The sequence below is a fragment of the Methylobacterium terrae genome, assembly GCF_003173755.1.
Taxonomy (GTDB): Bacteria; Pseudomonadota; Alphaproteobacteria; order Rhizobiales; family Beijerinckiaceae; genus Methylobacterium; species Methylobacterium terrae.
Genome location: NZ_CP029553.1, coordinates 3910054 through 3920317, shown reverse-complemented (window position 1 = coordinate 3920317; position 10264 = coordinate 3910054). Strand labels below are relative to the sequence as shown.

The window sequence follows — 10264 nt, the reverse complement described above, 5'->3', positions numbered from 1 at the left end:
GCCGCCGCTCAGAGCCGGTAGCGCTCGGCGAGCGCCAGGAGGGCGCTCGCCAGCTCGCTCAGGTTGGCGGCGGCGGCCTCGACCTGGCGGGTGCCGGCGGCGGTCTGCTGGCTCGCCTGGCGGATGTTCTGGAGCGCGCCCATCACCTGCTCGATGCCGAGCTGCTGCTGGTTCGTCGAGGCGACGATCTGCTGGAAGGTCTGCACGCTCTCCTGCACCCGGCCGGTGATCTCCTCGATCGTCGCGTGGGTGGTGTCGGTGCGCTCCTTGCCGACCGCCACGCGCTTGACCGCCTCCTCGGTCAGCATCACCGAGGCGTTGATGCCGCGCTGGATGTCGCCGAGGATCGCCCGCACCTGGCCGGTCGCCTCCTTGGCCTGGTCGGCTAGCGCCTTCATCTCGGAGGCCACCACGGCGAAGCTGCGCCCGCTCTCGCCCGCCGCCGCCGCCTCGATGGCGGCGTTGAGCGCCAGCAGGTGGGTGCGCTCCGAGACGTCGTTCACCGTGGCGATGATCTCCCCGATGGCCTGCGTCTTCTCGCTCAGCGCCACGATGTTCTCGGCGACCGCCTCGCTCTGCTCGCGGATCGCGTCCATGGCACGCGCCGTCTCGTCGACGGCGCGCAGGCCCGCGCTCGAGGTCTGGGCGGTGGCCTGCGCGGTCGCGATCACTTCCTGCGCGCGCTTGCCGATCTGGGCGCCCGCATGGGTGATCTCGTCGACGGTCGCGGCGGTCTCCTGCACGGCGGCGAACTGCTCCTCGACGCTCGCGGCCTGCTCCTGGGCCGAGGCGCGGATCTCGGCCGCGGCGGCGTTGAGGTTTGAGGTCGAGGCGCGGTTCTGGCTGGCCAACTGGCGCAGGCCCTCGACCATCTGGTTGAGCACCCCGCCGAGGCGGCCGAGCTCGTCGCGGCGGGTATCGGCGATCCTGCCCGTGAGGTCGCCGCCCCCGACCTTGCCGACGAAGGCCATCACCGCGTCGAGGGGCTGCACCACCGAGCGGCGGATCAGCACGGTGATGACGAGGGCCATCACGACGCAGACCGCGAGCGCCGCCAGCGTCGAGAGCCGGCTTTCCTCGTAGATCGCCCCGACCCGGCGCTGGCCGGCCGAGATCGCGCCGTCGAGGGCCTCGCGGGCCGCCCCCATGGTGCGCACGAAGTTGTCGCCGGACTGGTCGAGGGCGGTCTCGGCCGCCTGGATGCCCGGCACGTCGTTCGCGTTGATCGCCTCGAACTGGCGCTCGGTGGCGGTGCGGGTGGTGCGCAATTCGGCGCCAGCCGCGACCAGCAACTCGGCGATGCGCTGCCAGGCGGCGGCGCGGTCGGCCGAGAGGGACTGGGCCCGGTAGTCGTTGGCCGTAGTGATCGCGCCGGCGAGCGCCGTCTCGGCATTCGCCGCGTTGCGCCGCCAGGTCACCGCCGGCTCCTCCTTGGCTGCCGGCTCGCGGCCGAGCGCCCGCAGGTAGTAGCGGGTGGTCGCCTCGTCGCGCAGGTCGCTCATCCGGCGCTGCGCCTCGCGGATGTTCTCGAGCTGGTGCATCACCGTCAGGTCGCGGGTGACGATGATGTCGGTGGCGTTGCGCACCTCGCCGATCTGCCCGACCGCGTAGACGCCGAGCGCCACGATCACCAGGACGACGGCGGAGAAGCCGAGGAGGATGCGGTTCCCGATCGAGAGCGACACGCGGGGTTTTCCCTTTGGCTTGAGGCTGCGGACGGGTCAGGCAGGATTCGGCCGCCCGCCCGCCAGGAGCGGGGCCAGGAGGGCGGCCACGTCGATCACGGCGAAGCCCGCGTCGGCCCGGTCCGAGCCGCGACGGGAGCTCTGGTCCGAGCCCTGGCGGGCGCTCTGCGGCGCGGCGCGGGCATAGCCCGCCACCGCCCGCCTGCCCAGCCCGTCGGGGCCCGCCTCGACCTCCGCCTCGGCGACCGAGAGGACGCGGTCGACCTTGAGGCCGATGCGCGGGCCGTCGCGGCGCAGGGTCACGACGTGGCCGGGCGCCGCTTCGGCGGGTGCGGCGCCCGGTGCCGCCGCAGCGCCCAAAGCCGCCGCGAGATCGACCACGCTGACGAGGAGGCCGCCGCGGCCGGTCAGGCCGACGAGCGCCGCGGGCGCCCCCGGCACCGGCGTGCAGGGCCGGAACGGGAACACCTCCGCGACCTCCTCGAGGCCGATGCCGACCGTCTCGGCGCCGGCGCGGCACAGGAGCAGCGCCCGGGTCGCCCGGACCTCCGGCGCCGCGCCGCGGGAGGCGAGGGCCCGGGTGCGGGCGTCCAGGATCTCGTCGATCCGGGCGGCGCTCAGGGCGGCTTCGCCCGGCGCCTGCGGCCCGGCGGGGGAGGAACCCGGCATCAGGCGGCCTCGTCGCCGAGGAACGGCCGGGCGGCGCCGGCGAGCTCGGCCGCCGTGAGCCCGTCGCCCTCCGGCAGCACCGCGTCGCCCGGCAGGCGCGCGGCGAGCCGCACCGCATTGGCCACGGCGCGGCGCCCGGCCTCGTCGCGGCCGGCGGCGATCAGGGTCAGCCCGAGGTGATAATGCGCCATGACGAAGCCTTTATCGAGGTAGAGCGCGCCGCGAAAGGCGCGTTCCGCCTCCTCGGGCCGGCTCCGGGCGCGGGCGAGCAGCCCCTCGTAGTAGCGCAGGCGCGGATCGGTCGGGTCCTGCCCCAGCGCCGCCCGGCAGGCGCGCCAGCTCGCGTCGAGGTCGCCCGCATCGGCGAGCGCCCGGACGGCGGCGAGCGGACCGTCCGTCGCGGCGGGCATGCGCGCGGGCGCCGCCGGAGCGGGGCGGGAGGGCGGCGCGTGCCGGTGTGAGGCCTCGGCCGCCGGCACGGCCGGGGGCAGCAGCGGGGCCCAGGTCGTGTCCGGAACCGGCTCCGGCAGGGCGGGCGGCGGCAGGTCCGGCAGCGCGCCGTCGGCGGGGCGGCGATAGGCGGCGGTGCCGGGCAGCGAGACCGCCTCCAGGAACTCCGCGAAGGCCGGGTTGGGCTCGGCATGGCCCAGAAGCAGCCAGCCCCCGGGCCGCAGGCGCTCGGCCAGGGCCCGCACCAGCGCCTGCACCGTGTCCGGGTGGAAGTAGATCAGGACGTTGCGGCACAGGATGAGGTCGTAGTCGGTCAGCGCCAGGGAGGCGGTGCCGTCCAGCAAGCTCATCAGGTTCTGCGGCTCGAACCGGGCGAGCCCCCGGTAGTCCGGCAGCAGCGCGAAGGTGCCCTCCCGCGGCCCGGGCCTGAAGTAGCGTCCGCGCTCCTCCGCGCCGAGGGTGCGCAGCGCCCAGGTGCCGTAGACCGCGCGGCGGGCCACCGCGAGCACGTCGCGGTTGATGTCGGTGCCGGTGAGCGCGATCCGCCAATCGGGCAGGTGCTCGCCCAGCAGCTCGTGCAGCACGATCCCGACCGAGTAGGTCTCGGGGCCGGTGGAGCAGCCCGCGCTCCAGATCCGCAGGCGCCGCTCGTCGCTCCGCGCGGCGATGCGCTCGGGCAGGATCGTGCGGCGCAGGGCCGCGAACTGCTCGGCGTAGCGGAAGAAGAAGGTCTCCCCGATGGTGATCTCGGCCTCGAGCGCCGCCCACTCGCTCTCGGATTCCTCCAGCAGCGGCAGGTAGCCGGCGGGATCGGTGATGCCGCGAGCCCGCATGCGCCGGCCGACCCGCTCCCACAGCAGGTCGTCCTTGTCGGCGTAGTAGTGGTGGCCGGTCCGGGCGACGAGGCGGCTCTTCAGCGCCGCGAAGGCCGGGTCCGAGACCGGGGCGGCGCCCCGCGGGGTCTTCATGTCCCGGCTCAGGCGGCCCACTCGGCGAGGCGCGCCTGGGCGGCCTTCGTCTGCGCCGCCAGGCGCGCCCGCTCCTCGGCGAGGAGAATGCGCTCGACCGCGAGCCCGTGCACCAGCCGCTCGGCGACCCGGATCTCGGCGGCGACGCAGCCGTTCAGCGTCGCCGCGTCGGCGACCGGCCGGACCCGGTCCGGCGCGACGCGCGCGAAATCCGCGACCCGGTCGACCATCAGCGCCAGGGGCGATTCGCCGTGCAGGAGGACGAGGTGGCGGTAGAGGGCGGCCCGCGCGGTCGCCGGCCGGCCGAGGCCGAACAGCACCGCGAGGTCGAGGACCGGCACGGCGTTCCCCGCGAGGTTGAGGAAGCCCGCCAGTGCCGCCGGCGCTCCCGGCGGCCGCCACAGCCGGGGGAGCGGCAGCACCTCCCGCACCGCCCGGCGCGGCAGGGCGCACTCCGTCCCGGCGACATCGACCAGCAGGTAGGCCGTCCCGGTCGTCATCGCGTGTGAACCCCGCTGCAGGAGAGCCCGCCCGAAGCCTGCCTCGGCGGATCGCCGGTCAGATAGGGGAGGGGCGCCGAGTTTCCAAACCACCCGCCGCGCTTGCATCCTGTCGGCGCGCGCCGGAGGTGCTATGAGGCGCCGCCCGGGCGACAGGAGCGGCTTCACGTCATGATCGAGATCCGGCATGTCGGCCATGCCTTCGGGGAGCGCGTGGTGCTGCGCGACCTCACCCTCGATCTCGCGGAGCGGCGCATCGCGGTCGTCGGCGGCAACGGCAGCGGCAAGAGCACCTTCGCGCGCCTGCTCAACGGGTTGCTGGTGCCGACGCAAGGATCGGTGCGGGTCGACGGGCTCGACACGCGCCGCGACGGCCGGACGGTGCGGCGCAAGGTCGGCTTCGTGTTCCAGAATCCCGACAACCAGATCGTCCTGCCGGTGGTCGCGGAGGATCTCGCCTTCGGGCTGAAGAACCTCGGCCTGCCGAAGGACGAGATCGCGCGGCGCGTGGACGAGGCCCTGCGCCGCTACGATCTCCAGGACCTGGCCGACCACCCCGCCCACCTCCTCAGCGGCGGGCAGAAGCAGCTGCTCGCCATCGCGGGCGTGCTGGCGATGGCTCCCGACGTGATCGTGTTCGACGAGCCGACGACGCTGCTGGACCTGCGCAACAAGCGCCGGATCGCGCAAGCCATCGACGGGCTGGCGCAGCGCGCCGTCGTGGTCTCGCACGACCTCGCCTTCCTGGAGCATTTCGACCGGGTGCTGGTGTTCGAGGGCGGGCGCGTCGTCATCGACGACCGCCCCTCGGCGGCGCTCCCGGCCTACGTGGCGATGATGTCGTGACCCCGTACGTTCCGGGCGCCAGCTCCGTCCATCGTTGCCCGCCGGGGGCGAAGATCCTCGCGCTCGTCGGGGCCGGCACCCTCCTGTTCGCGCTGCCGCGGCTCGATCTCGCGCTCGCGGGGCTCGGCCTCGCCGGTCTCCTCTACCGGATCGCCGCCATTCCGCCCCGCCTCGCCTGGGCGCAGCTGCGGTCCCTCGCCTGGATCCTCGCGGTCCTGGTCCTGGTCCAGTTCGCCCTCGACGGCTGGCTCGCCGGCCTGCTGGTGGCCGCCCGCCTCGCCGCCCTGGTGCTGCTCGCCGGCCTCGTGACGCTCACGACCCGCAGCTCCGACCTGATCGAGGCGCTGCAACGCGGCCTGTCCTGGCTCAGGCCCCTGGGCGTCAATCCCGCCAAGGCCGGCCTCGCCATCGCGCTCACCCTGCGCTTCATCCCGGTGCTCGCCGCCGTCACCGCGGAGGTGCGCGAGGCGCAGCGGGCCCGGGGCCTGGAGCGCAGCCTGGTGGCGCTCACCGTCCCGGTCGTCGTGCGCATGCTGAAGATGAGCGACGACATCGCGGCGGCGATCGACGCGCGGTCCTACGATCCGGACCGGGCCGGCCGCTGACGCACCTCCCTCCCGATCCCGATCTCCTGATCCCAAGGAACCCCATGTCGACCCGTGACATCGTCTTCGTCGCGCTCTTCGCCGCCCTCACGGCGGCGCTCGGCCTGTTCCCGCCGGTGGTCCTGCCGGTCGTCGGCGTGCCGATCACCGCGCAATCGACGGGGGTGATGCTCGCCGGCGCGATCGCGGGGGCGAAGCGCGGCGGGGCGGCGCTCGCCCTGTTCGTCCTCCTGGTCTGCGCCGGGCTGCCCCTGATGGCCGGCGGGCGCGGCGGGCTCGGCATCGTCATGGGGCCGGGGGGCGGCTTCGTGCTGATGTGGCCGGTCGCCGCCTTCGTCATCGGGCTCCTCTACGAGCGCAACCTGCGGACCCTGACCGTCTGGAAGGAGGCGCTGATCCTCGTCCTCGGCGGCGTCGTGCTCACCTACGCGGTCGGCATCCCGTGGATCGCCGCGGTCGCCCGGGTCGATCTCGCGAAGGCGGCGATCGGCTCGGCCTGGTTCCTGCCCGGCGACGCCGCGAAGGTGGTCCTCGCGATCCTGGTCGCCCGGGCCGTGCGCCGGGCCTATCCGACGCTGCAGCCACGCTGAATCCCATCGTCGACGAGTGGCCGATAACCGGTTGACCCTGCCGGACGACGCGCGTAGGGTCCCCGCCACTCTCTCAAGGGCAGGCTTTTCGAGCGGCATGCGTACGGTCCTTATTGTAGCGGAGGCGCCACCGAAGGGGCGGGCTTGAGAAGCCCGGCATCCCATGGGTGGCGCATGCAGGGTCCTTCGGGGCCCTTTTTTGTTGCGTAAAACGGACCCGAGAGCGCGGACGAGACCAAGGAACGGAGCGCGGCGATGAGTGCGGGCGAGGTCATGACGGGCGCCGAGATGGTGATCCGGGCGTTTCAGGATCAGGGCGTCGATACCCTGTTCGGCTATCCGGGCGGCGCGGTGCTGCCGATCTACGACGCGCTCTTCCACCAGGACACGGTGAAGCACATCCTGGTCCGGCACGAGCAGGGCGCGGTGCACGCGGCCGAGGGCTACGCCCGCTCGTCGGGGAAGGTCGGCTGCGTGCTCGTCACCTCGGGGCCGGGCGCCACCAACATCGTCACCGGGCTGACCGACGCGCTGCTCGACTCGATCCCGCTCGTCTGCATCACCGGCCAGGTGCCGACCCACCTGATCGGCTCCGACGCGTTCCAGGAATGCGACACGGTCGGCATCACCCGCAGCTGCACCAAGCACAATTACCTGGTCAAATCGATCGAGGACCTGCCGCGGATCCTGCACGAGGCGTTCTACGTCGCCTCGCACGGCCGTCCCGGCCCGGTCGTCGTCGACCTGCCGAAGGACATCCAGTTCGCCAGCGGCGTCTACCGCCGCCCGGTCGACAACAGCCACAAGACCTACAACCCGCAGACGCAGGGCGATCCGGAGAAGATCCGCGCCGCCGTGGCGCTGATGGCCGGTGCGCGCCGCCCCGTCTTCTACACCGGCGGCGGCGTGATCAACTCCGGCCCCGAGGCCTCGGCGCTGCTGCGCGAGCTCGCCCGCGCCACCGGCTTCCCGGTCACCTCGACGCTGATGGGTCTCGGTGCCTTCCCGGGTTCGGACCCGCAGTTCCTCGGCATGCTCGGCATGCACGGGACCTACGAGGCGAACCTCGCGATGCACGAATGCGACGTCATGGTCTGCATCGGCGCGCGCTTCGACGACCGCATCACCGGCCGGCTCGACGCGTTCTCGCCGTTCTCCAAGAAGATCCACGTCGACATCGACGCCTCCTCGATCAACAAGACCGTCAAGGCGGATATCGGCATCGTCGGCGATTGCGGCGCGGTGCTCGCCGACATGCTGCGCGAGTGGCGGGCGGTGACGCCGGAGCCCGACCAGGGCCGCCTGACCGAGTGGCTGTCGAAGATCCGCGGCTGGAAGGCGCGCGAATGCCTCGGCTACTGGCCGTCGGGCACCACCATCAAGCCGCAATACGCGGTCCAGCGCCTCTACGAGGCGACCAAGGATCGCGAGACCTACGTCACCACGGAGGTCGGCCAGCACCAGATGTGGGCGGCCCAGTACTACAAGTTCGACGACCCGAACCGGTGGATGACCTCGGGCGGCCTCGGCACCATGGGGTACGGCCTGCCGGCGGCGATCGGCGCCCAGCTGGCGCACCGCGGCGCGCTGGTGATCGACATCGCCGGCGAGGCCTCGATCCAGATGAACATCCAGGAGATGTCGACCGCCGTGCAGTACCGCCTGCCGGTCAAGATCTTCATCCTGAACAACGAGTACATGGGCATGGTGCGCCAGTGGCAGCAATTGCTGCACGGCTCGCGCTACTCCGAGAGCTATTCCGAGAGCCTGCCCGACTTCGTCAAGCTCGCCGAGGCCTACGGCGCCAAGGGCATCCGCTGCTCCGATCCCGGCAGCCTCGACGCGGCGATCGCCGAGATGCTCGACTATGACGGCCCGGTCATCTTCGACTGCATCGTCGACAAGACCGAGAACTGCTTCCCGATGATCCCGTCGGGCAAGGCGCATAACGAGATGCTGCTCTCGGACTACCTCGGCGAGACCGGGGCGGACTTGGGCGACGTGATCTCCGACGAAGGCAAGATGCTGGTCTGAGCGGGCAGGGCAGGACGATGAACGCCATGAACACCCATTATCCCGATCCGGTCCGCGTCGAGCCGGTGAACCGCCACACGCTGGCGGTCATCGTCGACAACGAGCCCGGCGTGCTCGCCCGCATCGCCGGCCTGTTCTCGGGCCGCGGCTACAACATCGAGAGCCTGACCGTGTCGGAGACCGAGGAGGCCCGGCACATCTCCCGCATCACCATCGTGACGGCGGGCACCAACGCAGTGATCGACCAGATCAAGGCCCAGCTCGATCGCCTCGTGCCGGTGCACCGGGTGGTGGATCTCACGCTCCAGGGCGACTCGCTCGAGCGCGAGCTCGCGCTCGTGAAGGTGGCCGGCAAGGGCGAGCACCGGGTCGAGGCGATGCGGCTCGCCGCCGCCTTCGGCGCCCGCACCGTCGACGCGACCCTGTCGTCGTTCGTCTTCGAGCTGACCGGCACGACCGACGAGATCGACCGCTTCGTCAAGCTGATGGCGTCGGTGGGCCTCGTCGAGGTGTCGCGCACCGGCGTCGCCGCGATGGGGCGCGGGCCGGAGGCGATGTAGCGCTCACGCTACTCGGCGGGCGGGGCGCCGGTGCGGCCCGCATCGCCGAATTCGCGCTCGAATCGGCGCACGGCGTACAGGATGGCGGTCAGGCCCGTTACCGATACGAACGTCGCGAAAGCCAGCATCACCAGCGTGGCGTCCCAAGGCATCGTCACTCCTCCCGGCGCAGAAGTCGGATCATAGCCTGACCGAAGCAATGTAAGGCGAGAGACGCCGTGAACCAAGCGAGGCCTGACCGTTTCAGGGTCGCATCCGGGGCGTTGACCATCGGCACGATGATGGCAGCGCCCGCGATGGCAATTGCCAAAGCGTTCACATAAGCCACAAACAGTTTGATGTGCTCGTTCAGACGCTTCGCCAGATGCTTGCGACGCGCAGCGATCTCCGCCGCATTGGACGCTGCCTCGGTCACGTGGGCCGCCTCACCAATTGATGACGTAGCGTAACTGATCGAACCTTCGCCGTCGATATCCGTCTCCAGATGCAAAAACGCCTCCCCCATGGCGGGAGAGGCGAACCACGTTTGCATTCTTCAGCGTGAGCAGACGGGCAAGGGAGTTCAAAGCCAAGGCTGGCTCACCGCCGGCCCCGGCATCCGAACTCCACCACCTCAGCGCGCGCCCTTGCCGTCCCCGTCGCGCATCGCGCCGGTCGGCTCCTGCACGTGGGCCTCGAGGAACCACAGCTGCTTGTCGACTGCGCGGGAGACCTCGGTGAACAGGTCGGCGGTGTCCGGGTCGCCGGCCTCGTCGGTCTGGTCGATGTTCTCGCGCACGGCGTTGGCATAGGCCGCGTAGCGGTCGATCAGGGCCGAGAGGTGGTCGGCGATGGCGTAGATGTCGGTCGGGTAGGGGGTCAGCTTCGAGGAGGCGGACACCACCGTGGCGGTGCCGACCGCCGTCCCGCCGAGCTGCACGGCCCGCTCCGCGACCTTGTCGTTGAGGTCGTCGATCTCGGTGCGGAACCCGTCGAGCATCAGGTGGATGCCGATGAATTGCGGGCCCTTCAGGTTCCAGTGCGCCTGCTTGATGTTGAGCGCCAGGTCGATGCCGTCGGCGAGCCGCGCGTTGAGGGTCTCGATCGACACGCGCTTGGCGTTCGAGTCGGTGTTGTTGCGGGTGCGGTGCTGGCGCGGGGAGCCGGCCTTGCCTTGCGAGTCCGTCATGTCGGTCACTCCGTGGATTTCCCGCAACAACGAGGCCGAGGGGCGGCCGTTCCGATGCTGCGGTAAGGTTTGTGGCCCATCCCCGGGCCTTTCGGCCGGGGCGGTGGGACGGTCCCGGGCCGGGTCCGTCCGATGACGAAGGAGCTAGGGCGGGGTACCCCGCCGGACAGCCTTCCCTCCGCAAAGCTG

General features: G+C 71.8%; 12 protein-coding genes. 5 read left to right on the top strand and 7 right to left on the bottom strand.

Annotated elements, in window-relative coordinates; translation table 11 throughout:
- Positions 1-8: 8 nt before the first annotated feature.
- From DK419_RS18150 to DK419_RS18135, 4 genes are read right to left on the bottom strand one after another with little or no spacing between them, the layout of a single operon-like run.
- On the bottom strand, positions 9-1685 hold the full coding sequence (locus DK419_RS18150; protein WP_109960330.1) for a methyl-accepting chemotaxis protein: 1677 nt from the start codon (positions 1683-1685) through the stop codon (positions 9-11).
- A gap of 36 nt (positions 1686-1721) precedes the next feature.
- On the bottom strand, positions 1722-2354 hold the full coding sequence (locus DK419_RS18145; protein ID WP_109960329.1) for a chemotaxis protein CheW: 633 nt from the start codon (positions 2352-2354) through the stop codon (positions 1722-1724).
- Positions 2354-3772, bottom strand: a complete 1419-nt coding sequence (locus DK419_RS18140) for a CheR family methyltransferase (protein WP_109962369.1) — start codon at positions 3770-3772, stop codon at positions 2354-2356. The genes DK419_RS18145 and DK419_RS18140 overlap by 1 nt, the downstream gene beginning before the upstream one ends.
- Positions 3773-3780: 8 nt before the next feature.
- Entirely contained in the window at positions 3781-4272 is a 492-nt protein-coding gene (locus DK419_RS18135; RefSeq protein ID WP_109960328.1) for a chemotaxis protein CheW, read from the bottom strand.
- Between the two features lie 171 nt (positions 4273-4443).
- Between DK419_RS18135 and DK419_RS18130 the strand changes: the two genes are divergently transcribed.
- The 5 genes from DK419_RS18130 (at position 4444) to ilvN (ending at position 8907) form a co-directional block, all read left to right on the top strand.
- Entirely contained in the window at positions 4444-5118 is a 675-nt protein-coding gene (locus tag DK419_RS18130) for an energy-coupling factor ABC transporter ATP-binding protein (RefSeq protein ID WP_109960327.1), read from the top strand.
- Positions 5115-5723 carry an energy-coupling factor transporter transmembrane component T family protein gene (locus tag DK419_RS18125; RefSeq protein WP_109960326.1) on the top strand — a complete coding sequence of 203 codons (609 nt, stop codon included), beginning with the start codon at positions 5115-5117 and terminating at the stop codon, positions 5721-5723. The genes DK419_RS18130 and DK419_RS18125 overlap by 4 nt, the downstream gene beginning before the upstream one ends.
- Before the next feature lie 44 nt (positions 5724-5767).
- On the top strand, positions 5768-6313 hold the full coding sequence (locus DK419_RS18120; protein ID WP_109960325.1) for a biotin transporter BioY: 546 nt from the start codon (positions 5768-5770) through the stop codon (positions 6311-6313).
- A 255-nt stretch (positions 6314-6568) separates the two neighbouring features.
- The gene (locus DK419_RS18115; RefSeq protein ID WP_109960324.1) at positions 6569-8347 is read left to right on the top strand and encodes an acetolactate synthase 3 large subunit; all 1779 of its coding nucleotides are present in this window, start codon (positions 6569-6571) and stop codon (positions 8345-8347) included.
- A gap of 17 nt (positions 8348-8364) precedes the next feature.
- The gene (ilvN, locus tag DK419_RS18110; protein WP_109960323.1) at positions 8365-8907 is read left to right on the top strand and encodes an acetolactate synthase small subunit; all 543 of its coding nucleotides are present in this window, start codon (positions 8365-8367) and stop codon (positions 8905-8907) included.
- 8 nt (positions 8908-8915) lie between these two features.
- Here the strand turns inward: ilvN and DK419_RS28735 are convergent, their stop codons facing one another.
- From DK419_RS28735 to dps, 3 genes are all read right to left on the bottom strand, one after another.
- Complete coding sequence (locus tag DK419_RS28735; RefSeq protein WP_162561304.1) at positions 8916-9059, bottom strand: hypothetical protein; 144 nt, start codon at positions 9057-9059, stop codon at positions 8916-8918.
- 2 nt (positions 9060-9061) lie between these two features.
- Positions 9062-9439, bottom strand: a complete 378-nt coding sequence (locus tag DK419_RS18105; protein WP_109960322.1) for a hypothetical protein — start codon at positions 9437-9439, stop codon at positions 9062-9064.
- Positions 9440-9520: 81 nt separating this feature from the next.
- A complete protein-coding gene (gene dps / locus DK419_RS18100) occupies positions 9521-10075 on the bottom strand; it encodes a DNA starvation/stationary phase protection protein Dps (protein ID WP_109962368.1) in 555 nt (184 codons plus the stop codon).
- Positions 10076-10264 lie beyond the last annotated feature (189 nt).